This is a genomic window from Pseudomonas sp. CHM02, from assembly GCF_000612585.1.
Taxonomy (GTDB): domain Bacteria; phylum Pseudomonadota; class Gammaproteobacteria; order Pseudomonadales; family Pseudomonadaceae; genus Aquipseudomonas.
This window is the reverse complement of the sequence record NZ_JFCA01000017.1, coordinates 42,721-67,425: the sequence shown is the minus strand read 5'-3', so window position 1 is coordinate 67,425 and position 24,705 is coordinate 42,721. Positions and strand designations below refer to the sequence as shown.

Sequence of the window (24,705 nt, the reverse complement as noted above, 5' to 3'; positions counted from 1 at the left end):
CGTATGTGGCTTGATTTACCGACCTTCAAGACGGTCGTGGCGTCGACGCCCCTGGTGGCGATCGATCTGGTGGTACGCAACAGCCGTGGCGATGTGTTTCTCGGCCTGCGCGTGAATCGGCCGGCCTATGGCTTCTGGTTCGTGCCCGGCGGGCGTATCCACAAAAACGAAAGCCTGGACAGCGCCTTTCGGCGCATCACCCACGACGAACTGGGGCACACGTTCGAGCGCACCAGCGCGCGGCTGCTGGGGGTATTCGAACATTTTTACGATGACAGCGTGTTTGCCAATGCCGGCGCCGGGCCGGACACCCACTATGTGGTGCTCAGCTATTGCCTTGAGCTGGACACCGAAGCAACCCTGCAGCCGCCCACCGAGCAACACCAGCAGTACCGTTGGTGGCCACAGGATGAACTGCGTTTCAGCCAGCGGGTGCATGCCAACACCCGTGCCTATTTCTGACTCTTGCCCAAGGATGCCCTCATGTTAATACCCGTGATCATGGCTGGCGGTTCGGGGTCGCGCCTGTGGCCGCTTTCGCGGCAACTGAACCCCAAGCAGTTTCTGCGCCTGACCGATGCGCAGCTGTCGATGCTGCAGCAAACCATCACCCGGCTTACGGGCGCCAACGTGGCCGTGCCGCAGTTGATCTGCAACGAACAGCACCGCTTCCTGGTGGCTGAGCAATTGCGCCAGCTGGGCATGGAACACGCGAGCATCCTGCTGGAGCCGGTGGGGCGCAACACAGCACCAGCCATCGCGCTGGCGGCGTGCAAGGCGGTTGCCGAGTCCGAGGACCCGATCCTGCTGGTGCTGGCGGCGGACCACTTGATCGAAGACATCCCGGCGTTTCATGCCTGCCTGGAAGTGGCGTTGCCCCAGGCCAGGGCCGGCAAGCTGGTAACGTTCGGCATTACCCCCACCAGTGCGCACACCGGCTATGGCTACATCGAACAAGGCGCGGCCGTGGGCGAGGGTGGTTACCGGGTCAAGCGCTTTGTCGAGAAGCCGGACGCCGCCACGGCGGCGCAATACGTGGCCAGCGGTGACTACTATTGGAACAGTGGCATGTTCATGTTCCGTGCCAGTCGCTACCTGGAAGAACTGGAGCGCTTTCAACCGGCCATTCTCGAAGCCTGCCGCGTGGCGCTTGAAGGTGGCAGCCAGGATCTGCCGTTCACCCGTGTGCACGTGGCGACCTTTGCCGCGTGCCCGGACGACTCCATCGACTACGCCGTGATGGAAAAAACCGACGATGCGGTGATGGTGCCGCTGCAGGCGGGCTGGAGCGATATCGGCTCGTGGTCGGCGCTGTGGGAGGCCAGTGCAAAAGACGCCAGCGGCAACGTGGTGCGTGGCGATGGGTTGTTACTGGATACCCGCGACAGCTATGTGCACGCCGATAGCCGATTGGTCGCCGCCGTCGGGGTCCAGGACCTGATCATCGTCGAGACCAAGGACGCGGTGCTGGTGGCCCACAAGGACCAGGTGCAGCAGGTCAAGGGCATCGTCGACCAGCTCAAGCAGGCTGGGCGGCATGAGCATCTCAACCATCGTGAGGTGTATCGACCCTGGGGCATGTACGACTCGGTGGATAACGGCCAGCGTTACCAGGTCAAGCGCATCACCGTGAAGCCGGGGGCCAAGCTGTCGGTACAGATGCATCACCATCGCGCCGAGCACTGGATCGTGGTCAGCGGCACGGCCCGGGTCACCAATGGCGAGCAGACTTACCTGGTCTCGGAAAACCAGTCGACCTATATCCCTATCGGCCAGGTGCACGCGCTGGAGAACCCTGGGGTGATTCCGTTGGAGTTGATTGAAGTGCAGTCCGGCTCTTATCTGGGTGAAGACGACATTGTGCGCTTTGAAGACAAGTACGGCCGGGCCTGACGTTTCCGACAATTAATAACGTTTTATATAACTTCGATAGCGAGCAATGCATTGAGGGCCGGGCGCTTCGCTGGGAAAACGTTATTTTCAACTAATTAGCGTGGAAGTTATCTGTCTGGTGTGCAGTTTAGTTGGGTGGCACTATCGGCCTGACTACTCACTGACGATAAGGAGTCTGTTATGAGGAAACCACTGGCTATTATTGTGCTCAGTGTCTTGAGTACGTCCGCGTTGGCTGCCGAGTTGCCGTTGGGGCTCGACACCGCCGTGGTGGGGTCTGTGACGGTAGGGGAAACCCTGCTGGTCGGTAGCGCCATTGTTGCCGGCGTTGCTGCTGCATCCAACAGCGGCGGCAGTTCCAATGGCGGCACCACCACGGGTACCACCGGCACGACCGGCACTACAGGTACCGGCAACTAAGTTGTAAACCTTCCGCTTTTCAGACCGCTTGGAATCCCCGCCCAAGTGGTCTTTTTTTCTTGTCGATTATCGCGAGTGTCCTAGCACTATGATGCGTATTTTTTCTGTTGCGGCCGTGGCCGCTGCATTGTTGCAAGGCTGCATGTTTGCCCCCGGCCAATATATGGACACGGCGGCGATGACCAAAGAAGGTGGCGCTGAAAGTAGCCGGGTGGATTTAATTCCAATAACGCCAAAGTTACTCGCCATGGCGGCGGCAACCCAAGTGCCATATTCCATTCCGGCAGAACTGTTGAGTTATAAACCGGGCCCTTATCTGATCGGCGCGAATGACGTGCTGTATATCACGGTGTGGGACCACCCGGAATTGACGGCCCCCTCCGGTCCGCAACAACAGATCGATGCCAACGGTCGGCTGGTCAGCCCTGAGGGCAAGCTGTTCTACCCCTATGTGGGCGAGGTGGATGCCAAGGGGCGCACCCTTGAAGCGCTGCGCAGTGAAATCACTGACAAGCTGCGCCAGTACATCGACAGCCCCCAAGTGGATGTGAGTGTGCTGCGCTTTGCCAGCCAGAAAGTGGTGATCACGGGTGCGGTGCTCAAGGCCGGGCCGGTGCCGATCAGCACCGTTGCGATGAACGTGACGGAGGCCCTTGGTGCTGCCGGCATCGATCCAATCAATGCCGACCTGTCGAACCTGACCCTCAGCCGTGGTGGCAAGCGTTACAGCCTGGACCTCGACACGCTCACCCTTGAACCGTCGCGCTTGAACGATATCTACCTCAAGGACGGCGACCAGCTGTATCTCGCCTACAACGACCGCAAGCGCATCTATGTGATGGGCGAGGTCATGCAGCCCCGTGCGCTGAGCTTCAAGACCCGCAGCATGAACCTCTCCGACGTGCTTGGCTCGGTAGGCGGGGTCAACCAGAACACCTCCAATGCCGACGCCATCTACGTGATCCGCGGCGCGCAGAACATCAATGTGGAACCGGCCAAGGTGTTCCAGTTGGAAGCTGCTTCGCCTTCGGCCATGGCCCTGGCCACGCGTTTCGATGTGCAGCCACAGGATGTGGTGTTTGTCGGCCCGGCCAATATCACCCGGTGGAACCGCTTTATCAGCCAACTGATCCCTTCCGCCACGATCGTCGGTATCGGCGCATCGACCCAGAACAACCTGAGCGAAGCCAGCAGCCGATAAGGTGGTACCTGCGTGAACAGTCTGAAATTCGCGACTTACACGGGGTTGGCGTGGCTGTTGTGTGGCTGCAACCCGCTGATGACGGCTTCCGTGGACACCTTCAAGGCCGCCGTGGCCGGGCCTTCGCCGCTGGTGCTGACCCAGGCTCAGGTGGATGCCGTGCCATTTCCTCAGGTCAAGGTCACCACGGTGTCCAGCGAAGGGGTAATGGCGCTGATTCGCCAGCGCGGCGACCTGCAATTCTGGGTTGCGTCCGGCAAGCAGGTGCTGCTGGTGCGCGATGGCCTGGTGGTGCGCACGGTGGGCCTCGGCACCGACCTGGATGGTACGCGCTGGCAGGGCCAATCACCCTTCCAGCAGGGGTTGCACCGTGTGCCGGACGGTTACCGCAGTACACGGCAGATCGACCTGGTGGGTGGTTATCGCGTGGGCCTCACGGTCACCAGCCGCATGACTCGCAAGGGTATCGAAACCGTCGAGATCCTCGATAAGCCCTACGCCTTGCTGCGCGTGGACGAAGACATAGAGGTCGCCGGCTTTCATGCACGCAACCGTTACTGGGTCGACCCCGACGACGGTTTTATCGTGCAGAGCGAACAGCACCTCACGCCCAACCTGAGCCTGACCATCACCCAGCTGCAACCGACCCGCAAGGACGCCCGATGACTGTTCGACGACTCGGGGCGTTGCTCCTGTTATGCAGCTGTGCCCCTGTGTGCCTGGCCGCGACCATCACGGTCAGTGGCCAGGTGCGCAATCCGGGAGCGATCCAAGTACAACCGGACGCGCGCTTGCTGGACGTGATCACGGCGGCTCAACCGGATGCCCAAGGCTATTGGCTGGGGGCGGCCTGGCTGCACCAGCCGCTGCTCGAACGCCAGGCGCGGCTCAAGGCCGGCGTGCTGTTTGACCTGAACACCCTGCGCCAGGCGGCTTTGGCGGCCGGGCGTGAGAACCGCGCTGATGTTGCGGCGCGACTCTACCAACAGGTGTTGTCATTACCGATTACCGGCCGCCAGGTGGCCATGCTCGACCCGGTGGCAGTGGAGGTCGGCTTTGCGGCCAATCTGCCGGTCAGCGATGGCGATCGCCTGGTTTACCCACCGCGACCCGACAGTGTCCGCGTGCTGGGCGCTGTCCCCACTGCCTGCACCTTGGCGTTCAAGTCGCTGCAACTGGCCCGCGACTACCTCCGCGCCTGCCCCTCATTGACCGAGTCGGACACCGATTACCTGTGGCTGATCCAGCCCGACGGCCGCGTCACGCGCCTGGGCATTGCCCCATGGAATCGCGAAGACGGCCTGCCGCCGGCGCCCGGCAGCACGCTGCTGGTGCCGATCCGTAGCGACGATCTGGACCCACCCACGCCTGAACTGAATCAGCAATTGGCCGAGTTTCTCGCCACCCAACCCCTGGCCGAGGTCACGCCTTGAAATTATGTATTGCAGCCGTGCTGCTGGTGCCTTGTGGCGTCGTGCACGGCGATCCCCGTTACACCCAAAGCGATTTCGGCGGCGTGGGTTTGCTGCAAACCCCCACCGCCCGCATGGCGCCCGCCGGCGAACTCAGCGTGAACGCCAACCGTACCGAACCGTACAGCCGCTACAGTTTCTCGGCGCAGCCGCTGGACTGGCTGGAAGGCACCTTCCGCTACACCGCGATCACCAACCGCCCCTATGGGCCCGAGTCGTTCAGCGGCGGCCAGAGTTACAAGGACAAGGCCGTCGATGCCAAAGTGCGCCTTTATCAGGAGAGCCACTGGCTACCGGAAGTGGCACTGGGGCTCATGGACCTGGGTGGCACCGGGCTGTTTTCCAGCGAGTACCTGGTGGCCAGCAAACGTTACGGTGATCTGGATTTCAGTGCCGGCATTGCCTGGGGTTACCTGGGCAGTCGCGGCGATTTCGGCAACCCGATCGGCGCGCTGGATGACCGCTTCAATGAACGGCCCACCGCCGAAGGCTCCGGCAGTTTCTCCAACGGCTACTTTCGCGGGCGGCCCGCGCTGTTTGGCGGTGTTGCCTACCAGACACCCTGGGCGCCGCTGAGCCTCAAGCTCGAAGTGGAGGGCAACGACTACAAGAACGAGCCACGGGACAACAGTTTTCGTCAGGATTCGCCGGTCAACCTCGGCTTGGTCTACAAGGTCGCCGACTCCATCGACGTGAGTGCTGCCTGGGAGCGTGGCAACACCGCGATGTTCGGCATCACCCTGCACACCAACTTCGTCAGCCGCAAGGCGCCTGCGAAAACCTACGATCCGCCGGCGCCCAAGCTGCCGTCGCAGGCGCCCGCTACGTCGATGGACCAAGTGGACTGGGCCGCCGTGTCCCAGCGTCTGCATGACAATGCGGGCTACAACGTGCAACGCATTACCCAGCGAGGGCCGGAGCTGTTGGTGTATGGCGAACAGCAGCGCTATTTCTACAGCGCCAAGGCCGTGGGGCGCGCGAGTCGCATCCTGGATAACAGCGTGAATGACCAGATCGACTGGTTCACCCTGGTCAGCGAGCGCTATGCCATGCCGATCGAGGAAACCAGCGTGCCCCGAGCGACCTTTCGCGAGGTGGTCAACAACCGCCAGGACCTGCAGACCCTGCACCGCCAAGTCGAGGTCAATCGCGCCAGCGAGCGCACACAGACAGTGCTCTACACCCAGCCTCCCAAAGCCTTCAGCTATGGCGCAGGCCTTGGCTACAAGCAGAACGTCGGTGGGCCGGATGGCTTGCTCTACCAGATATCCGCCGACCTCGACGCTGAATACCGCTTCACCCGCAACACCTGGTGGAGTGGCTTGCTGAGCGTCAACCTGTTGAACAATTACGACGGTTTCACCTACGACGCGCCCAGCGGCTTGCCGCGGGTACGCACCGACCTGCGCCAATACATGACCAGCGCCGATGTGACCCTGCCGACCTTCCAGCTCAACCATGCTCAGCGCCTGGACCAGGACCTGTACGGCATGGTCTATGGCGGTTTGCTGGAATCGATGTATGCCGGTGTCGGCAGTGAAGTGCTGTACCGGCCAATGGGCAAGGGGTGGGCGGTGGGTGCGGATCTCAACTACGTGCGCCAACGCGGTTTCGAGCAGGATTTCAGCCTGCGTGATTACCGTACCGTGACCGGGCATATCACCGGCTATACCGATCTGCCGTTCAACCTGCAGGGCGCCTTGAGTGTCGGCCGCTACCTGGCCAGGGACTGGGGCGCGACGCTGGACCTGTCGCGGGAATTCAACAACGGCGTGCGTATCGGGGCATGGGTTACGCGTACCAACGTCTCCAAGGAGGAGTTTGGTGAAGGCAGTTTCGACAAGGGGCTCTACCTGTCCATTCCCTTCGATGAGCTGATGAGCCTGTCGACCATGCGCCGCGCCAATCTGGTGTGGGCACCTTTGACCCGCGACGGCGGGGCACGCTTGAACCGTGCTTATTCACTGCATTCGATGACGGATGGGCGCGACAGTGAGCTGTTCTACAAGAATATCGACAAGATCACCGAGTAGGGGTGGCCCGCTCGCGAAGAACTGAGGACGAAGGGGCATCCAGGCAACCCGCGTCATCGTTAACGTTCTTCGCGAGCGAACGCGTTTCCAGAGGGTCAGTAAATGTCCTTCGAGAGCAGCGTAAACGGTGTCTTGATCAGGATCTTGATATCCAGCCACAGCGACCAGGTGTTGATGTAACGCAGGTCGATATCCACGCGTTTCTGCATCTTCTCCAGGGTCTCGGTCTCGCCCCTGCAGCCACTGACTTGCGCCAGGCCGGTGATACCCGGCTTGATGCGATGGCGCGCCATGTAGGCGTGAATCTTCCCTGAGTAGTAGTCGTTGTGCGCAATCGCATGGGGGCGGGGGCCGACCAGTGCCATATCGCCCTGCAGCACGTTGAACAGCTGCGGCAACTCATCGATGGAGGTACGGCGGATAAACCGGCCCACGGGGGTGATGCGCGAATCGTTACGGCTGGCCTGGCGTACCTCGTGGTCGTCATGCACACGCATCGAGCGGAATTTCCACACCTTGATCACCTGGCCATTCCAGCCATGCCGGTCCTGCTTGAAAATCACCGGGCCGGGTGAGGTGAGCTTGATGAGCAAGGCGAACAGCAACAACAACGGGCTCAGAGCGATGATGGCCAGCAAGGCCAGGCTCTTGTCCAGCAATGACTTGCTCAAGGCGGCGGTGGGGCGACTGGTGAGTGGGCTTTCATTGAGGAAAATCGCCGGCAGCCCATCCACTTCGGCCACGCAATGATTGAGCAGCAGCATGTTGTTGAGGTCGGGTACCCAGATCACATCCACGCTGATCTCCAGCAGGTTGAGGTACAACGCCTCGATGTGGGTGGCGTCCTGCAGTGAGTGGGTGATGTAGAGCCGGCGAATGCCATGCTGGCGGATCAATTGCGGCAACTGTGGCAACTCACCGAGTATCTGCGGTTGCGCATCGTGGACAGCATCGGCGTAGCTGCCAACCAGCCCGACCAAGGGTGAACGCTTCTGGCGGGAGAGGGTTTTGGCCAGGTCGACGGCGAGTTTGCCGGTGCCCACAATCAATGACTTGTGCCGTTGATGAAGTTGTCGATGGTAATACCGGGACAGGCTGTGCAAAGGGATATAACACAGTGCCAACAGTGGGTAACTGACCGCGGCCCATAACAGTAAGATTTCCAAGGGAAACAATGAACTGGCATTGCAGGCGACACCCACTGCAAACAATATGCCCACGGTAAGTAGCCAGCCCATGAACAATCGCCCGAGTCCTACGCCATAGTCATCTTTCTTGCTGTAAACATCGCACAGGCTATAAGCCGGTAGCGAGGCCAGTATGGTAAAGGCTGCTAGGATTCGATAGTTGTACTCAAGTTGGCCGGTCTTCAAAAAGACCAACATAAACAATAATGTTACAACCAAACCCGATGCAAGCGTCCACTGGCCCCAGAACGTCAAACCCTTGGGGGTCAGGTTGCGATGCATTCTAGTATTATTCAGCATAGTTCTGCTCCCGGTGGTAACCACGCACGTGGTGGCTGGGTTTAAACACGCGGCGCAATACCGCACAAAAACGACAGGCACGCGCAGTCGCGTACCCACGGATAGTAATGAACGGCAGGGGGCATTGGCTGACGACTTATAACAAGGTCGGCGTACTATTATTAGAAGAGGGCGTTAAAAAAAGGCAGGTATAAGAGTGTGTCAGTAGGCAGGGTGAATGGTAAATTATGTGGTGTTTTTTATGTTAACGGCGCGATTGAGTCAGCTCGAGTGGCTTCTTGATTTTCTGCGTGAGGCAATAACCCCGATTCCTTACCGCACGAAACAGACGTTCCCCGTCGTTGGCCCGCTTGAACTTTTCCTGCAGGCGGCTCAGGCACATTTCCAGGCCGCGATATAACTCGGGTTCGCGCCCGATATTACGGATCAACTCCTCTTTACTGACCACGCGTTCTTCATGGTGCAGCATCTTTTTTATCAGTGCGGATTCAATGGCGGTCAATGAAATACGCAGGCCACCCTTCGCCAGGATTCGGTCATGCTGGGTCAGCAGCCAGAAATCCTGTGGGTAAAGTTGACTTCGGTCGGCGTTTATTTCCGGAGGATGAACATGGTTATTCGGCGCGCTGTCATGATCCTTTGGCATTGGCGTCCTGGATTCTTGTCGCACAGCGTTAAAAGGGTAAGAGGGTAAGTTGATGGTATGAGTAATGACATAAGTATTCAGTCGCGGGTGATCGCTGTGCCTGGCTTGGCGCGAATTGAATTCGCGTTTTTTATCGCCTGTTTCTGTCATGGTTGGTGCGTTTACATCGTAATGAAATAACTCTGCATTGGGCGAAAAATCCTGCAATGCAATAGCGGGAAGTGTGGGCGTGAAGGCGTATTTCTTGAGGGAGCTCATAGTGTCCACCGAGAGTAGGAAGGTACAGGTGTTATAGGTAATCAGCAGGCGAGTAATAACCGCCCTGAAAGTATTCGAACGGCAGGTTTTTAGCCAATAGTGCACTGTCGGCGAACTCGACAGTGTCGGCAATGAAGCACACCCGCGTCGCGCTGATCAGCTCTAGCATGCGGTCGTAGAGACGGTCGAACAGATCGGAGCGGGTATTCAGACTCAGCCGAAGGGCGGAGTCCGGAAAAGGCATTTTTATATAGTCGTAGAGCTCGAGGTCAATCAGCAGGTCGGTCTGTTTTGTATCAAGCCTGTAATTATTGTAAGCCAGCGATAGGCCGCATTGGTCTTTCAACTTATATAACTGGTAGACCATTGCCCTGCGTTCAACCGGGCCGGGAAGTGCGTCCAACGGGTTATTGATACTGAGGGTCAACGGTTGTTTGTGCTTTTCCAGAGCGCGGGCAGTCTGAATAATCTTGTTGTGCAGATCTTCATTCATCAAGGCCGCTTGGTCGATGCATAGAAACTTATGACTCAACGCTGGATTGGACGCTTTATGCCGTGCGCTTATACGTTGCAAGGCCTCGTTGTAGGCACTTTCAGACCGTGCATGATTGTGCGGGCACACGATGCTTATTTCGCTGCCCCACAGTGCATGACTGCGATCAACGATGGCTTGCCTGGCAAGATTGAAGTCCATCAGTTGGTCACGGCATATTTTGTCGCTATTCACGATTCGACCTCTCCTTGGCGGATTGAAAATGGCTGGCGCAAATAAGGCCCAGGCTTAGCTTGTAGCCATAGCCTCGAATATTCTGAATGATATTTTCACCGTAGTGTGCCTTGATTTTGCTGCGCAGGCGGCTAATAGACTTTTCCAGTGCTCTGGAGTCGTAGTACTTGGTATTCAGCCCCATGACAGCTGCGATTTCATTATGACTGAGCAGTCGACGCTGGATAAGCGCTTCCAATACTTTCATCTCGACGAAGGAGATTTCTAGCTTTTTGCCATCACCGTAAATGCACATGCGGTCCTGATCGAGTACCAGGCCACAACGATTCAGTCGAGCGCCCTCGCGGAGAAAAGCGTCAAACAGACTCAACTTTTTTTCGGGGGAGGTCTCTACCACCTTGATGCAGTAATCCGCACCCGCCAGGTAGTATTTTGTTTTGCTCAGGGTAGAGGCAAAGGTGACAACGACAAATATGGTGCAGCCTGGGTTTTTGTCTCGGGTTTTTCTTATTATGTCCAGCGTTAGATTGCTGGCCGAGGGCGTATCGATTTCTATGATGATCGCGCGGTAATTTCCGTGACTTTCCTGGGTGTCAATTAGTTGCTCGTAGTAACGTGTATCGACTTTTAAATCATCCGCTACAGTGCGAACTATAAGCTCTCTGAAATCCTCCGATTTAGACTGAGTCCGTGCAATAGCGAGGACATTGGAAAAATGCATCACCTACTCCCTTTTCCGGCATGCAAGGCCGTCAGATCAATCGCGGCTAGCGTTTAGATACTAATCGAATTGATTCCGCCAAAACGTGACAAATTTTAACATTTGCCACTTGTTTCGGGGTAGCGGAGCGCGGCAGAGAGGGGGATATGGAGAAGTTTGTACGATGTTGCACATATGCTAGTGCAGTTTTTTAGTGTGCGATAAATATCTTACGTCAATGGGTTAGCGGCAGCAGGCGGTTAGATATTATCAGTTAGACGGGAGGCTGCAGTGCAGCCGTTAACCCGGCTTCAAATTAAAGCACGAGGCGAATCTCGGCACACAAGCCACCTTCCGCTCGATTGCTCAAGGTCAACGAGCCGCCTATCGCCACCGCCAGTTGCTGCGCAATCGCCAACCCCAGCCCGGTGCCACCGGTGCCGCGATTGCGTGAGCTCTCCACGCGGTAAAACGGTTGCATCACCTGCACCAGTTCGTCCTCGGCGATCCCGGGCCCACGGTCCAGTACCTTGATCGACAATTCTCCGTTCGCCGTCGAGCCCACTTCCAGCTCGGCACTGCCTGCGAACTTCAGTGCGTTGTCCACCAGGTTCACCAGCACCCGGCGCAGGGCATGAGGGCGGGTGTCGAGCACCACCGCGCTTTTGCCACTGAGGCTGACCTGTTTGTGCATGTCCTGATAGTCGAACACCAGGCTGTCGAGGAAAGCGTCGAGGTTGATCCGGTGGCTGGCTTCGGTAGCGCCATGAACGCTACGCGCATAGGCCACGCCTTCGCGCACCAGGTGCTCCATTTCGCCGAGGTCGTTCCAGAGTTTGTCGCGGTCGGCGGAGTCTTCCATGAATTCGGCACGCAGCTTCATGCGGGTAATCGGGGTTTGCAGGTCATGGGAAATCGCCGCGAGGATCTGCATGCGTTCCTTGAGGTATTCGGCGATGCGTTTTTGCATTTCATTGAACGCGGCGGCGGCATGCGCGACTTCGGTCGGGCCCTTTTCGTCCAGCGGCGTGGGGTGGGCATTCGGGTCGAGGGTCTCTACAGCGCGAGCCAGGCGAGTCAGCGGGCGGATGGCCAGGCGCACGGCGAACCCGGTGCAGCCGAGCAGCAGCGCCAGTTGCAGTACCAGCACCACTGGCAGCCAATAGGCGACGGGCAGGGCGGCGGGGCGTACATCAATGGTGATCGGGCTGCCATCGGCCAGGGTCAGGTGCGCCTGGAAGTGTTTCTGCATGCCGGGGATGTCACGAAAGGTCAGCGCGTAGTGTTCGCCCAGTGCGTCCGCGATCGAGGTGGCGGCCATGGGGGCATCGTCGCTGCTCATCGGCGCGCCGGTTTCGCCGGCATCGAGCAGGTAGCGGTAATTCTGCCGGTCGAGACGCGGCAGCCAACTGGCGCGCTCGGTGGCGGGCAAACGGTCGAGAATGGCGATCGAGGTGGACACATCGTTTTCCAGGTTGCCCAGCATGGCGGTGCGCGCACTGATATAGCGCTCGTAGAACTGCGCGCTGAAGGACAAGCCATGGGCGCACACCAGGCTGATCAGGAAGATCAGCGACAGCTGCGACGCCAGGGTGCGTGGCCAGCCAAATCGTAGCTTCATTGATCGGCCCCGAGGATTTCCACCGGCAGGGAGAACACGTAGCCCTCACTGCGTACGGTCTTGATGTAGGCCGGTTCACGGGCGTCATCCAGCAGGCGTTGGCGCAGGCGGCTCACCAGCAGGTCGATGGAGCGGTCGAACAGATCCGCGTCGCGGCCTTGGGTCAGGTTCAGCAACTGGTCGCGGTTGAGCACGCGTTGGGGGTGGTCGAGGAACACTCGCAGCAGGCGGTATTCGGCGCCGCTCAGGGCCACCAGGGTGCCGTCTTCGTCGAGCAGGTGGCGGGCGGTGGTATCCAGGCGCCAGCGGCCGAAGCGGATCAGGCGTCCGGTCTCGCTGACCACCAGGTTCGGCGGCAGCATCCGCGTGCGGCGTAACACGGCGTTGATACGTGCCAGCAGTTCACGGGCGGCGAAAGGTTTGACCAGGTAATCGTCGGCGCCCATTTCCAGGCCGATGATGCGGTCGGTTTCATCATTGCGCGCCGTGAGCATCAGCACCGGCGTGGCCTTGTGCTTGCCTACTCGAAGTTCGCGGCACAGCTGCAAGCCGTCGTCGCCGGGCATCATGATATCCAGCACAATCAGGTCCACCGGCGTGGTGTCGAGGAAGCTGCGCATCTGGCGACCGTCGGCAACCACAGTGGTGCGCATACCGTTTTTCTTCAGGTAGTTGCCCACCAATTCGCGGATCTCCCGGTCGTCATCGACGATCAGGATGTGATCGACATGATCCATGCTGCCTTCCTCGTAAATTCTCATTGGGGCGCAGTCTAGCCAGTGGCGGCAGCCTTGCCTTGTGCCCTTTGTATTGCAGTGTATCTGGCGATGGGGAGATACACGACGAAGCAAAAATGCCGGAATGACAGGGTCTGGCTGTGGAGTAGTTCCGATAAACGGTTATGTACTAATGAATTTTTAATATTTCTAGTTATATCTGCGGCTGGGTAAAGTCACCCTCACTCTGTTTATCTCGCCGCCGGGAAATTGTTCATGAACCGTCCCCACGGGCAGCCCACGCCGATCCTGACCTTGCCCCAGGGTGAAAAAGACCCGTTGTCGATTCGCGCCAAGGCCCTGGTATTTTCCGATCCGCGCTCGCTGCAACTGCTCGATTACTTGAAACGCGTCGGTCCCAGCGAAGCGCCGGTATTGATCAATGGCGAGACCGGTACCGGCAAGGAGCTGGTGGCGCGTTACATCCACAGTGCCAGCGGTCGCACCGGGGCGTTTGTGCCGGTGAACTGTGGCGCGATCAGCGAGAACCTGGCGGAGAGTGAATTTTTCGGCCATGAAGCCGGCTCTTTTTCCGGTGCTTCGGGGCGGCGTATCGGTTGGTTTGAAGAAGCCGATGGCGGCACGTTGTTCCTCGATGAAATCGGCGACCTGCCGCTGCCTTTGCAGGTGAAGTTGCTGCGGGTGTTGCAGGAGCAGGAAGTGGTGCGCGTGGGCTCGCGCAAACCGATCAAGATCAATATCCGCCTGGTGACCGCCACCAACATCGACCTGGAACAGGCGGTGGAGGCGGGTAATTTCCGTCTCGATCTGTTCTATCGCATCAACGTCGCCCAGGTGCAGGTGCTGCCCTTGCGGGAACGCCCGCTGGATATCCTGCCGCTGGTGGAGCACTTCCGCCGGCTGTACAGCGCCAAGTTGAAAATCGCCGAACCGATGCTCTCCGAGTCCGCCACCCAGGCGCTGCTGGACTACCCGTGGCCGGGCAATATCCGTGAGCTGGAAAACGTCGTGCACCTGGCGCTGCTGGTGGCCGGTGACAAACCGATCATGCCCAGCCACCTCAAGTTTTCCGCCGGGCTCAGTGCACTGCACGCCAGCGCCAACGGCAGTGCACCGCGCATTCCCCAGGAGGTGATACGCGAGCAGTTGTTGCGGTTGTTCGACGTGCCCGGCGATACGTTGCTGCACGATATCGAAGACTTGATCGTGCGCGAGGCTTTTGCATTCTGTGGTTTCAACCAACTGCGCACGGCGGATCTGCTGGGGATCACCCGTAACGCCATGCGTACCTTGCTGGTCAATCACGGCATGCTCAAGGGGCGTGCGAAGCCTTGATCAACAGCGTTTCGAACATCTGTTGTACCTGTGGCTCATCACTGTGGGCCACATTGAAACGCATCGAATCGCGGTGTGCCGGGTCATAGCCGAACAACGCGCCCGGCGCCAACACCATGCCTTCTTTCAATGCCGCCTGGGCCAGCAGTTCGCCGTTGATGCCCGGCGGCAGGTGCGCCCAGATAAACATCCCACCTTCATAGCCCATCGGCAGTTCGCAGCCGCAACGCTTGAGCCATTGCTCGACCCGTCCACCGGCCTCCATCAAGCGCTGCACCATCCGCTTGCGGTGCTTGGCGTAGCTGCCTTCGCTGAGCATGCGGTACACGATCTGTTCGAACAGCTCCGAGGTCACGCCGCCGCTCATCAACTTCATATTGGTCAGGTTGGCCGCCAATTGCGGAGCGGCGACCACGAAACTGACGCGGGTGTTCGCGCTGAGAATCTTGGAGAAGCCCGACAGGTAGGTGACCTGGTCCAGGCCGGCGAGGGCGGCGAGGCGCGGCGGTGGGTTGGGGTGCAGGTCGCCGTAGAGGTCATCCTCGATGATATGGCAAGCGTATTGCTGGGTCAGTTGCAGCAGGCGAAACGCCTGGCTTGGGCTGAGGGAATGGCCGGTGGGGTTCTGCAGCACGCTGGTGGTGAGGTACAGGCTGGGGCGATGTTCCGCCAATAGTTGTTCGAGCGCGTTGAAGTCAAAGCCATCGGGCCGGCGCTGGATCGTCACCCCCTTGACCCCGTGCAATGCCAGGTTGGCATGGAAGTTGAAATAGCACGGGGCGTCGAGCAGCACGGTGTCGCCGGGGCGTGCCAGCAGGCGCATCAGCATGTCCAGGCCTTGCACGGTGTTGGGGGTGGTGATGATCTGTTCCAGCGACACCGACAAGCCTTCGCCATGCAGTTTCTGTTGCAGGGCCTGGCGCAACGGCAGTAAACCGGCCGGCGTGCCCAGCCCGGCGATGCGCAGTGACGGCGCTCGGACCACGCTGCGCAGGGTTTGGCGAATCGCGTCGTTGTCCAGCCAGGCCTCGGGCAAGTGGCCGCCGCCGGGGCGCAGGTCGCCGTAGGCCGTGGCAAGGGGACGACGCAATACGCTGAGCAGGTCTTGGGGCAGCAGTTCCACCCACGTCGCCAGGGCTGGGCGGACGCTGTCCACTGCCACGAAATAACCCCGGCCTTGGCTGGACGTCAGCAGGTTGCGCCCGCGCAGGCGGTCGAGGGCTTCGTTGAGGGTGAACTTGCTCACGCCCAGGGTCTGGGTCAGTTCGCGCACCGATGGCAGCTTGCTGCCGGGCGTCCATTCGCCACTTTCGATAGCCTGGCTGAACGCCTGCACGATCTGCTGCACCTTGGGGGTGCCCTCTACAAAGGTTATGGCCGAAACGAACATGCAGCTTCCTTGTCTTTGCCGGTGATTTTACCGGTGAAGTTCGGGCGGATTAGGCCTCACTTTACCTGCCCTGTGCAATGCCAACTGCCTAGACTGCCGGCTCTCTTTCCCAGGTTCCAGGCCATGACAAGCACATTGACCCTCTCTTCATTTCTCTACTTCCTGCTGTTCTGCGCCACCATGACCTTCAGCCCCGGCCCCATGACCCTGCTGCTGTTGAGCCTGGGCCTGCGCGACGGCTTGCGCAGTTCGATCCCGGCGCAAATCGGTGCCAGCGTGTCGTACCTGATTTCGATCCTGGTTTTCGCAGTGGGCTTTTCTGAAGTGATCAAGGGCAACCTTGCCATCACCCAGGGCATCCAGATCGTCGGTGTGGCCTACATCCTTTACCTGGCCTACAAGCAGTGGACCAGCAGCGGCCTGTCGCTGGACCGCGGCGGCGCGGCAGAGGGGGCGCGCAGTCTGTTTGGCAAAGGGTTGCTGACTGGTTTTTCCAACCCCAAGACCCTCATCATGTTCAGTGCGGTGTTCCCCCAGTTCGCCGGGGCCGGGGAGCACAGTTCGACGATGGACATCGCCATCCTCGGGCTGACGTTCCTGGTACTGCAATTCGCCAGTGGCTGCCTGTATGGCTACTTCGGCCAGCGCATCAAGCATGTGCTGGAAAACCCCAGGCGCCGAGTGCTGTGGCAGCGCATCACGGCGGTGCTGTTGCTGGGCGTGGCGGTGATGCTGGCGCGGGGCTTTTCCCGCTGAGGGCGCTGAGCTTATGAGCGGTAGTGGCGAATTGCCGGTCCCCTGATAGACTCCTGGCATTCACTCAGGATCTCATCCCGCCATGTCAGCTGCAGAAGGACACGGACTTCCGCTCGCTTCACGGCTGTACAAGTCCCGCATGCTCGGCCTGACGCTCGGATTCGTCTGCGTGGTGTTCGGGATGTATCCCCTGGATCCCGCCGGGTGGGTGTGGGCCTGGATGTTGATCAACGCATTTGTCTGGCCGCACCTGGCGTTTCAACTGACGTTGCGCACCGCCAACGCACTGCGAAGCGAACGCCGCAACTTGCTGTTCGACTCGTTTTGCGGTGGGTTCTGGGTCGGCGCCATGCACTTCAATCCACTGCCCAGTGTGACCACCTTGTCGATGATGACCATGAACAACGTGGCCATTGGCGGCCCCCGTTTCATGCTGGCGGGATGGATGGCGCAGGCGCTGGGGATCGGCACGGCATTGTTGATGTTTGCCCCGGCCTTCATCGCCGTGACCACCCAGGCGCAGCTCTACGCCTGCCTGCCGATCCTGATGCTGTATCCGCTGGCCCTGGGCTGGATCTGCTACCGCCAGGCGGTGACCCTGGCGCGACACAAGCGCGAGCTCTTGGCCCTGAGCCGCACGGACAGTTTGTCCGGCCTGCTCAACCACGGCGCCTGGAAAGATCATCTGGAGATCGAATTCCAACGCTGCCGCCGCGGTTCGGCAGGCGCTGCCATCGCGTTGATCGATATCGATCACTTCAAGGTTATCAACGACACCTACGGCCATGTCACCGGCGATATCGTCCTGCGCCAACTCAGCAAGGTACTGCGCCAGAACCTGCGCGCCACCGACCTGGCCGGGCGTTACGGTGGCGACGAGTTCTGCGTGATCCTGCCGGACATGGACCTCAGCCGTGCCACCGAAGTGATGGACGCGTTGCGCGACCGCTTCAACGCCCTGGCCTACGCCCAGGACCCGACCCTGCGCGTCAGCCTGAGCATCGGCCTGGCGCCGTATCAGCCGACCCACGCCGATTCCACCAGTTGGCTGAATGACGCTGACCAGGCGTTGTACGAGGCCAAGAGCAGCGGGCGAAACCGCGTCAGTTCCGTACAGGGGAGTTGGTTGCGATCGGTCTAGTGGGGTAGGGTGTGGCGGCACCCTCCAACAACAATCAAGGATCGGTTCATGCTCTTCAACTTCTCCCGTACCCTCCTGGCCGCCACCCTGGCCTTGTCCGTAGCCGTGCCGGCCTACAGCGCCGAACCCCATAAACAGATCCAGGCCCAATCCGAGCAGTACAAGGCCGACGCCCTGAAACTGCTTGAGCGCCTGGTGAACATCGACTCGGGTTCGGGCTACGAGCCGGGCCTGACTCAAGTGCGCGACATCGCCGTTGATGAGCTGAAACAGCTGGGTTTCACTATCGAGTTGGTGCCGGATAAAGCGGCCAACAACAGTCATGTAATTGCCACCCTCAAGGGCACCGGCAAAGCCAAGATCCTGCTGATGGCGCACATGGACACGGTCTTCAAGGAAGGCTCGGCTGCCGAGCGCCCGTTTCATATCAAGGACGGCCGCGCCTATGGTCCCGGCGTGATGGATGACAAGGGTGGCATCGTCGCCGGCATCTATGCGCTCAAAGTCCTCAAGGACCAGGGCTTCAAGGACTACGCGCAGATCACCTTCCTGCTCGACGCCAGCGAAGAAACCGGCTCCGACGCCGCCTCCGAGCTGATCCGCAAAACCGCCAAGGCCCACGACGTCACCCTCAACCTCGAACCCGGCCGCCCTGCCGACGGCCTGGTGGTGTGGCGCAAAGGCAGCGCCACCGCCGTGGTCGAAGTCAAAGGCAAGGCCGCCCACGCCGGCGTCGCCCCGGAACTCGGCCGCAACGCCGCCATGGAAGCGGCGCACCAGATCCTGCAGCTGGGCAAACTGGGCGACGAAGAGAAGAAAACCACCATCAACTTCACCGTGATCAAGGCCGGCGACCGCACCAACGTCATCCCCGACCAGGCCACCGCCAAGGCCGACGTACGTGCGGCCTTGCCAGAAGAATTTGACCGCATCGAAAAAGACCTCGCTCGCGTATCGGCGAACAAGCTGATCCCCGAGACCGAAGTGAAGACCAGCCTGCAGCGTGGGCTGCCACCAATGCCACAGACGCCGGAGTCGGACAAGTTGGTGGCGATTGCCCAGGAGATTTATGGGGAACTGGGCAAGACGTTGACGATTGAGGGCAGTGGTGGCGCGGCGGATGCCAGCTTGTCAGCCGGGGTAGGGACGCCGACGTTGGATGGGTTTGGGATTGTTGGCGGGAATATTCATACGCCGGAGGAGTACGCGGAGGTGGAGAGTGTGGTGCCGCGGGTTTATCTGCTTAGTCGGATGATTATGGAGCTTTCGAAGCGGTGATTTTCCGCTGATTGACACCCTTTTGTGGTGAGCAGGCTTGCCCTGCGTTGGGCTGCGCAGCAGCCCCAAAACAGAAGATGCCGATTTACCTGAGTACCCACTGCCTGCACTGGGGCCGCTGCGCGGCCCAACGCAAGCAAGCGTGCTACAGGGGGGGTGTTACCAAATTTACTGGTCTTCGAGGCTGGCCCTTTAAACTAATACGGTTCATTTTTCTGTGTTTATTTAATAGCTTTTGATTTGTGTGTGTCGGCCTCGTTGTGGTAACTCTTGAGACGTTCAAGCAGTATTGCCATGAACGCTCTTTTGTCAGTTATGTCGTTTTCGAAGTGTGTGTCAAATAGATAAAAGACAGATTCGAAATCATCCCCTTTTGATAGGTAATGCTCGATGGTTTCTATGAACCATATTTGCTCATCCTCTCTGTATGAGAGGAATTCGGGCTTGGTTAGAATATCGAAAAGCTCTGAGAGTTCAGCGTTGTTGTTTACGTTTTTTGAAACTATGATTTCTTCTCTTTCTAAATCAATGGTGTTCTCTATGCTGTATGTGAATAAAAAGCCTTGCAATATAGCGATGTCTGGTTTCTTTTTCATCTGTCGAACTCCGTATAGGCTGTGATTGGTTTTCCGTCTCTATCCAAATGCACAACTGCTTTAGTTTGTTTTCCATATTCTAGTCCGTCTCTCTTATAACCATCCCCGATAACTTTACCCATGTTCATTGGTCTTGGGGTTTGTGCTCGGCCATTAAGTTTGAATATCAGAATGGCTCGCTCAATTGCATTGAATTGATCTCTGTGACTAAGAAAGTGCGTGGCAGCACTGGGTGGTCTTGGTGTACCTGCTCTTCTTCCTCTGTCAAAGGTCTCGATTCTTCCGGTAGTTGGATTTCTAGCTGTTGTCACCCGTTCAAGTTGGGACTCCAATGAGGTTTGAGCTCCATGTTTTTCCAAGAAGTGTGCTCCTGGAATTGATATCTCGAGTTCCGATAATCGGCGATGAATGTTTGACTCAGCCAGCTCATCAATTCTTGCCTGACGCTCAGCACGCGTCAGTTGTGGTAAAGCTGGCTCTCCATCATTAACACTTGGCGCAGAGTTTTTAGCAGTAGCGCTTGGCTTGCAACCATCTCCGCCAGGACATGAGCTTAACCCTAACGGATCAACCCATCCCGTAGGATTAGGCACGTACTGGTACGCATTGATCCCACCCGCCAGCTTCACCGGATCCGGCGTCAGGTAGCGACCAATATCCGGATTGTAGTAGCGATGGCGGTTGTAATGTAGCCCGCTTTCCTGATCGAAATACTGACCCTGGAAGCGCAGCGGATTGTCGACTTTTCCGATGTCGAGGCGGCTGATTTCGCCGTAGGCGCGGTAATGCGCGGACCAGACGATTTCGCCATCCAGAGCGGTGAGTTCCTGCGGCGTGCCCAGGTGGTCGAGTTGGTAGTGGTAGGGCTTGGTTTCCTTTGGACCGAAACCGTCCAGTAAGGCAAGTGGACGGAAGCTGTCGGGTTCATAGAGGTAGCTGCGGTGGCGGTTCTCGTGGTGTTCGGCGATGAGTGTGTCGCCTTGCCAGAAGAACTCGGTGGTTATGCCATCGACGGTTTTGCTGATACGCCGCCCAAACGGGTCGTAGCGGTAGCTGGTGGTCTGGCCGTTGGGTTTTTTAATACCAATCAGGCGATGCTGGCAGTCGTAGCGGTATTCGGTGACGAGTTGATGGCCTTTGCCGCGGCGTTCGCGGATCAGGTTGCCGTAGGCGTCGTAGTCGTAGTGGTGATCGCCCTGGATCATCAGGCGGTTGCCGGCGACGATGTCGGGGCGGTCTTGCATGAGCAGGTTGCCGGCGGGGTCGTGGCCGAAGCGTTCTTGCTCGCCTTGGGTGTGGTCGGCGCGGGTGAGGCGGCTTAGGGGGGCGTAGTGGTAGCGGTGTTCGCCTTTGCGGGTGTCGAGCAGGCGGGTGAGGTTGCCGGATGGGTCGTAGTCGTAGTGGCGGCGGTATAGCGGGCCTTCGGCGTCGTTGATGCTCTGGTTGAACAGGCGTCCTTGGTGGTCGTGTTGGTAAGTGCTGAGCAGTTGGCCTTGTTGGCGTTGCTGTTCGCGGCCGGCGGTGAAGAGGTGTGAGGTGAGTACTGCGCCGTTCAGTTCGACGGTGGCGAGGTGACCGCCTTTGTCGTGATTGAAGGTGAGGCGGTTGTTGTCCGGCAGGCGTAGGTTTTGAAGATGGCCGCAGGCGTCGTAGCCGTAACGCAGGGTGCCCCAGCCTTGGTGTTCGGCGGTGAGGCGGTTTTGGGTGTCGTATTCGTAGGCCAGGGCCCAGTGGCCGTCTTCGACGCCTAAGAGATTGCCTTGGCGGTCGTAGGTGTAATCAACCTTGCCACCGTCGGGCAGGGTTTTTCTGACGAGGCGTCCGGCGTAATCGCGCTCGTAGCGGGTAACCAACTGACTGCCGTCATCGCCGTGTTCGGTCTTCTCCGAAAGGTTGCCGTTGAGGTCGTAGACGTAAGCGGTGCGCTGACCGTCAAACCCGGTTTCCTGCTGGATCAGGCCGTTGTTGTGGTACTGGAGCCGGTAGGTTTCGCCAACTTCGTTTTCGATTTCGGTCAGCAGTAAACGCGCGTTGTCGTAGCGGTAGTTGACCTGGCTGCCATCGGCATTGATGCGGCGGCTGATCAGGTGCAGGCCGTCGGCGTATTCGTAGCGGGTGATGTTCCCCAGTTCATCGCGTTCGGCGGTGATTTTTCCGTAGGGGTTGTAGCTGTATTCCCTGAACTCGCCGCCTGGCTGCACAACGCGAGTCAACCGACCCACGCTGTCCCACTGATACTGGGTCAGCGCGCCGTGCTCATCTTCCCGCGCAATCTGCCGCCCGAGATCGTCATAGCGATAACGCTTGATCTCACCATTCGGCAACTGCTCCTCAAGCAACTGCCCACGCTCATTCCATACCAGCCGCTGACAGCTGTGATCCGGGTACCAAACCCCAATCAGCTGCCCATATTTGTTGTAGCTGTAGTCCGTAACGTGACCATCAGGATCGGTCTTACGAGTGACATCGCCCTGATCATTGCGCTCATACTTCCAGACGGCTTCACCACGGCGCACCACCCGTACGAATCCATTGTCATGCTCGTAGGTCGTCGGCTCATCATCCCCCGGAAACAACGCCACCAGACGCCCGGCTTCGTCGTACTGGTAGGCCGTGATCGCGCCCAGCGGATCCTGCTCAACCGTCAGCCGGCCTTTGTCATCGTAGGACTTGAAGTGCTCGGCCCCGTCAGGATCCACCCGCTGCACCAGCCGCGCCCGCTGGTCATGCACGTAGACTTCCTGGCTGCCATCGGCGTTAAACACCGTGACCTGCCCGTTGTCATCCCAGGCATACCGCGTGTCCATCTGCGAAAAACTGGCCCAATGCGCGAATACATCGCGCCGCCTTGCCAGACCGTTCCCACTCCCAGAAGAAACTCGCCCCACCGGCCAAGCCGCGTTCAAGAATCACGTGCTGTTGGTCGTACCGATAAACCTCGCTTTCGCCGACTGTGTTGGTCGCTGAAATCAGTCGTCCAAGGTCGTCATAGGTGTAGGAAACAACGGTCTGTTCCGTCACCCAAACATACGGACCCTCATCCACGATGCGTTGAACTTGGTAGTCCACCGCCTCAATGCGGCCCGACGCATAGCGCAACAACAGCGAGCGCCCCACGCCGTTATCGAGCCGCTCAATGCGCCCCAAAACATCCCGGGAAATACGCAGGCGGTTGTCATACGCATCGCTGATCGCCGTCAGCACACCGTCGTGGAAGTGGTAGAAACGTGATGCCTGCGCCAGCACCAGTTCATCGGGCGCAGTACCCAAATAGATCGCCGCTTCGGCAAGACTGTTGGTGATCGCAGGTCGAGAGGCAGTCGGCAAGGGCAGGGTGGTGGAGCGGTTTTCATGATCGGTCCACACTACCGAATCCCCGGACACACTCAGCCGATGCGCCAGCGAATGACTCCAGCCAAAGCCCAACCCACAATCCATTTCCACCGCACTGGTGCGGTACAAGCGGGTCCACTCAAACGGCAATATCCCGTCCAGCGCCCCATCGGTGAGGGTCAGCAGTTCTTCGCCCGTGACCATGGACACCGGGCAGCCGTTGGTAGCGGTCTTGTCCGAAGACGCGGCGGCATCACCATTCAGGTTTCGAGCAGAAGCAGGCGCGTCATCCACAAGCTCCTGCCGCACCAACACCGTCCGTTGCGTGGCCTTGTCCCGAACCACCGGCACCGCGTTGGAAACCACCTGATCCCCCGCCTTCAACGGCGCATCCGGGATCGTCTTGATTGTCGTGGCCTGGCTACTGAGCAATACCGGCTTAGCCACCTCCGTGTGATCATCCACACGAAACTTTCCGAGCTGCGCGGCCATGTGCTCCAACCATCTGCGCACACGCTGAGACTTGATGCTGCCTAGCACCTTCGCACTCATTCGCACCGCCATACCCATCCCGGCGGTAGCGAGACACAGCAGCCAATTGATCAGTATTTCGGCGCTGATTTCACCCAGCAACTCATTCATATAAGGCGGCGGCAACATCCGCATCCAGCTGACCATTGCCGACAGATAAACGAACAGCAGTGGCTCATCGCTAAGCACCAGCAAGCCTTTTGCGATGCTTTCGGTACCGAGCTTCAGCAGCTTTTCAAATTCATCCTGGGACAGGTAATGCAGTAGCTTTTCGGCATAAACCAATGGGTTCAAAAGCCACTGAAACAGTGCATTGATGTTGTCCCAGAGCGAATACAGCGCCTCACCAAAGCCGCGAGCGTAGGCTTGGTGGAGTGAGAGGTAGCGCTTGAGAAAGTTGGCTTCGGAATAGTCCTTCCACAAGGGAGCGAAGGTAGTGGCCCATTCACTGCGCAGCCAGCCTTCCAGCGGTTCGATTATCGACTGGTAAGAGGCGTAAAGGGCCTTGAAATGCGCCTTGGAAACGTTGGGATAGAAGTTGACCCGGTACTGCTGGTCGCGCTCACACGCGTTGATTTCGAGAATGCCGCTCGGGCCGATGGTCCTGTGGATCGGCTCGCCCAGTGGGCCGCCGTTGGGGTCGACGCGCTGCAATACCACCGGCGTGTTGCCGATGGGTACAAATCGCGTGCTTTGGAACAGGTGCACCAGGGTCAACGTGCCGTCTGCCTGGCAGGTCGCGGTGATTGTGCTGGGAAACAGCGAGCGGTCGATCGGCGCTATCAGCGCCACCTCATCCCCGACCTTGAAGACCTGCTCGATATCCAGCGCCGAAAAGCTGAAAAAGCTCTCCGCCCAGGCGTCGTAGTGATTGAGGCAGCGCTTGAAATCGCTGATGACGGATTCGACGTCTCGCGTCTTTGAATCCATGGCGGCCAGTACCAAATAACCAATGGTTTGGCTGGTCACTTCGATCATGAGGCAGCCCCATCAACCGGGGCCCAAACAAATAACGTCATCCGCAATCCCTCGCACTGTGTAATCAGGCGAGGGACTTTGCGGACCTTTTCAGGGGAGGGGAGTAGAGCTTATCCGGCCGTTACGTGGGAAGTTTCGACAGCTCTCGTCAATTCCTGCGCGACTAGCGGCT

General features: G+C 58.9%; 19 protein-coding genes and 1 pseudogene. 11 read left to right on the top strand and 9 right to left on the bottom strand.

Translation table 11 applies throughout. The features are described from left to right. Positions 1–3: 3 nt before the first annotated feature. The 7 genes from BM70_RS0111695 to BM70_RS0111665 all read left to right on the top strand — a co-directional run bounded on the left by BM70_RS0111695 (position 4) and on the right by BM70_RS0111665 (position 7,019). The gene (locus BM70_RS0111695) at positions 4–462 is read left to right on the top strand and encodes a GDP-mannose mannosyl hydrolase (RefSeq protein WP_025856194.1); all 459 of its coding nucleotides are present in this window, start codon (positions 4–6) and stop codon (positions 460–462) included. A 21-nt stretch (positions 463–483) separates the two neighbouring features. Then, positions 484–1,893 carry a mannose-1-phosphate guanylyltransferase/mannose-6-phosphate isomerase gene (locus BM70_RS0111690; protein WP_025856193.1) on the top strand — a complete coding sequence of 470 codons (1,410 nt, stop codon included), beginning with the start codon at positions 484–486 and terminating at the stop codon, positions 1,891–1,893. A 180-nt stretch (positions 1,894–2,073) separates the two neighbouring features. After that, complete coding sequence (locus BM70_RS0111685) at positions 2,074–2,313, top strand: hypothetical protein (RefSeq protein ID WP_025856192.1); 240 nt, start codon at positions 2,074–2,076, stop codon at positions 2,311–2,313. A gap of 88 nt (positions 2,314–2,401) precedes the next feature. Continuing rightward, positions 2,402–3,514 (top strand): polysaccharide biosynthesis/export family protein, encoded by a 1,113-nt coding sequence (locus BM70_RS0111680; RefSeq protein ID WP_081782057.1) that lies wholly within the window; start codon positions 2,402–2,404, stop codon positions 3,512–3,514. A 12-nt stretch (positions 3,515–3,526) separates the two neighbouring features. Then, a complete protein-coding gene (locus BM70_RS0111675; protein WP_025856190.1) occupies positions 3,527–4,180 on the top strand; it encodes a YjbF family lipoprotein in 654 nt (217 codons plus the stop codon). Next, positions 4,177–4,947 (top strand): capsule biosynthesis GfcC family protein, encoded by a 771-nt coding sequence (locus tag BM70_RS0111670; protein WP_025856189.1) that lies wholly within the window; start codon positions 4,177–4,179, stop codon positions 4,945–4,947. The genes BM70_RS0111675 and BM70_RS0111670 overlap by 4 nt, the downstream gene beginning before the upstream one ends. Continuing rightward, complete coding sequence (locus BM70_RS0111665; RefSeq protein ID WP_025856188.1) at positions 4,944–7,019, top strand: YjbH domain-containing protein; 2,076 nt, start codon at positions 4,944–4,946, stop codon at positions 7,017–7,019. The genes BM70_RS0111670 and BM70_RS0111665 overlap by 4 nt, the downstream gene beginning before the upstream one ends. A gap of 95 nt (positions 7,020–7,114) precedes the next feature. Here BM70_RS0111665 and BM70_RS0111660 read toward each other — a convergent pair whose 3' ends face one another. From BM70_RS0111660 to BM70_RS0111635, 6 genes are all read right to left on the bottom strand, one after another. Next, on the bottom strand, positions 7,115–8,506 hold the full coding sequence (locus BM70_RS0111660; RefSeq protein ID WP_025856187.1) for an undecaprenyl-phosphate glucose phosphotransferase: 1,392 nt from the start codon (positions 8,504–8,506) through the stop codon (positions 7,115–7,117). A gap of 244 nt (positions 8,507–8,750) precedes the next feature. Further along, positions 8,751–9,410, bottom strand: coding sequence for a helix-turn-helix domain-containing protein (locus BM70_RS0111655; protein WP_025856186.1), 660 nt, complete (start codon positions 9,408–9,410; stop codon positions 8,751–8,753). Positions 9,411–9,441: 31 nt separating this feature from the next. After that, positions 9,442–10,137, bottom strand: a complete 696-nt coding sequence (locus BM70_RS0111650) for a hypothetical protein (protein WP_025856185.1) — start codon at positions 10,135–10,137, stop codon at positions 9,442–9,444. Then, positions 10,130–10,858, bottom strand: a complete 729-nt coding sequence (locus BM70_RS0111645; RefSeq protein ID WP_025856184.1) for a winged helix-turn-helix domain-containing protein — start codon at positions 10,856–10,858, stop codon at positions 10,130–10,132. Before BM70_RS0111645 ends, BM70_RS0111650 begins: the two co-directional genes overlap by 8 nt. A gap of 295 nt (positions 10,859–11,153) precedes the next feature. Continuing rightward, on the bottom strand, positions 11,154–12,458 hold the full coding sequence (locus tag BM70_RS0111640) for an ATP-binding protein (protein ID WP_025856183.1): 1,305 nt from the start codon (positions 12,456–12,458) through the stop codon (positions 11,154–11,156). Continuing rightward, positions 12,455–13,195, bottom strand: a complete 741-nt coding sequence (locus BM70_RS0111635) for a response regulator (protein ID WP_025856182.1) — start codon at positions 13,193–13,195, stop codon at positions 12,455–12,457. Before BM70_RS0111635 ends, BM70_RS0111640 begins: the two co-directional genes overlap by 4 nt. Positions 13,196–13,450: 255 nt before the next feature. On the opposite strand from BM70_RS0111635, the gene BM70_RS0111630 reads away from it, so the two are divergent. Continuing rightward, positions 13,451–14,530, top strand: a complete 1,080-nt coding sequence (locus BM70_RS0111630) for a sigma-54-dependent Fis family transcriptional regulator (protein ID WP_025856181.1) — start codon at positions 13,451–13,453, stop codon at positions 14,528–14,530. On the opposite strand, the gene BM70_RS0111625 is transcribed toward BM70_RS0111630, so the two are convergent. Further along, positions 14,508–15,920 (bottom strand): PLP-dependent aminotransferase family protein, encoded by a 1,413-nt coding sequence (locus BM70_RS0111625; protein ID WP_025856180.1) that lies wholly within the window; start codon positions 15,918–15,920, stop codon positions 14,508–14,510. The two genes, BM70_RS0111630 and BM70_RS0111625, sit on opposite strands and share 23 nt — an antisense overlap. Before the next feature lie 123 nt (positions 15,921–16,043). Between BM70_RS0111625 and BM70_RS0111620 the strand changes: the two genes are divergently transcribed. The 3 genes from BM70_RS0111620 (at position 16,044) to BM70_RS0111610 (ending at position 19,095) form a co-directional block, all read left to right on the top strand. Then, positions 16,044–16,676 carry a LysE family translocator gene (locus tag BM70_RS0111620; RefSeq protein WP_025856179.1) on the top strand — a complete coding sequence of 211 codons (633 nt, stop codon included), beginning with the start codon at positions 16,044–16,046 and terminating at the stop codon, positions 16,674–16,676. Between the two features lie 82 nt (positions 16,677–16,758). Continuing rightward, positions 16,759–17,817: a diguanylate cyclase gene (locus tag BM70_RS0111615; RefSeq protein ID WP_025856178.1), complete on the top strand. Its 1,059-nt coding sequence runs from the start codon at positions 16,759–16,761 to the stop codon at positions 17,815–17,817. 48 nt (positions 17,818–17,865) lie between these two features. Next, entirely contained in the window at positions 17,866–19,095 is a 1,230-nt protein-coding gene (locus tag BM70_RS0111610; RefSeq protein WP_025856177.1) for a M20/M25/M40 family metallo-hydrolase, read from the top strand. Between the two features lie 221 nt (positions 19,096–19,316). Here the strand turns inward: BM70_RS0111610 and BM70_RS0111605 are convergent, their stop codons facing one another. Both BM70_RS0111605 and BM70_RS31215 read right to left on the bottom strand, forming a co-directional pair. Beyond that, positions 19,317–19,691: a hypothetical protein gene (locus BM70_RS0111605; protein ID WP_025856176.1), complete on the bottom strand. Its 375-nt coding sequence runs from the start codon at positions 19,689–19,691 to the stop codon at positions 19,317–19,319. Then, positions 19,688–24,533 (bottom strand): annotated as a pseudogene (locus BM70_RS31215) (RHS repeat-associated core domain-containing protein). The gene BM70_RS0111605 and the pseudogene BM70_RS31215 overlap by 4 nt, the downstream one beginning before the upstream one ends. Between the last annotated feature and the right edge of the window lie 172 nt (positions 24,534–24,705).

Excerpts from the sequence above, each read along its gene's own strand:
- BM70_RS0111695 (WP_025856194.1), top strand. The coding sequence starts at position 4 with ATGTGGCTTGATTTACCGACCTTCAAGACGGTCGTGGCGTCGACGCCC.
- BM70_RS0111690 (WP_025856193.1), top strand. The coding sequence starts at position 484 with ATGTTAATACCCGTGATCATGGCTGGCGGTTCGGGGTCGCGCCTGTGG.
- BM70_RS0111685 (WP_025856192.1), top strand. The coding sequence starts at position 2,074 with ATGAGGAAACCACTGGCTATTATTGTGCTCAGTGTCTTGAGTACGTCC.
- BM70_RS0111680 (WP_081782057.1), top strand. The coding sequence starts at position 2,402 with ATGATGCGTATTTTTTCTGTTGCGGCCGTGGCCGCTGCATTGTTGCAA.
- BM70_RS0111670 (WP_025856189.1), top strand. The coding sequence starts at position 4,177 with ATGACTGTTCGACGACTCGGGGCGTTGCTCCTGTTATGCAGCTGTGCC.
- BM70_RS0111660 (WP_025856187.1), bottom strand. The coding sequence starts at position 8,506 with ATGCTGAATAATACTAGAATGCATCGCAACCTGACCCCCAAGGGTTTG.
- BM70_RS0111655 (WP_025856186.1), bottom strand. The coding sequence starts at position 9,410 with ATGAGCTCCCTCAAGAAATACGCCTTCACGCCCACACTTCCCGCTATT.
- BM70_RS0111645 (WP_025856184.1), bottom strand. The coding sequence starts at position 10,858 with ATGCATTTTTCCAATGTCCTCGCTATTGCACGGACTCAGTCTAAATCG.
- BM70_RS0111640 (WP_025856183.1), bottom strand. The coding sequence starts at position 12,458 with ATGAAGCTACGATTTGGCTGGCCACGCACCCTGGCGTCGCAGCTGTCG.
- BM70_RS0111635 (WP_025856182.1), bottom strand. The coding sequence starts at position 13,195 with ATGGATCATGTCGATCACATCCTGATCGTCGATGACGACCGGGAGATC.
- BM70_RS0111630 (WP_025856181.1), top strand. The coding sequence starts at position 13,451 with ATGAACCGTCCCCACGGGCAGCCCACGCCGATCCTGACCTTGCCCCAG.
- BM70_RS0111625 (WP_025856180.1), bottom strand. The coding sequence starts at position 15,920 with ATGTTCGTTTCGGCCATAACCTTTGTAGAGGGCACCCCCAAGGTGCAG.
- BM70_RS0111620 (WP_025856179.1), top strand. The coding sequence starts at position 16,044 with ATGACAAGCACATTGACCCTCTCTTCATTTCTCTACTTCCTGCTGTTC.
- BM70_RS0111615 (WP_025856178.1), top strand. The coding sequence starts at position 16,759 with ATGTCAGCTGCAGAAGGACACGGACTTCCGCTCGCTTCACGGCTGTAC.
- BM70_RS0111610 (WP_025856177.1), top strand. The coding sequence starts at position 17,866 with ATGCTCTTCAACTTCTCCCGTACCCTCCTGGCCGCCACCCTGGCCTTG.
- BM70_RS0111605 (WP_025856176.1), bottom strand. The coding sequence starts at position 19,691 with ATGAAAAAGAAACCAGACATCGCTATATTGCAAGGCTTTTTATTCACA.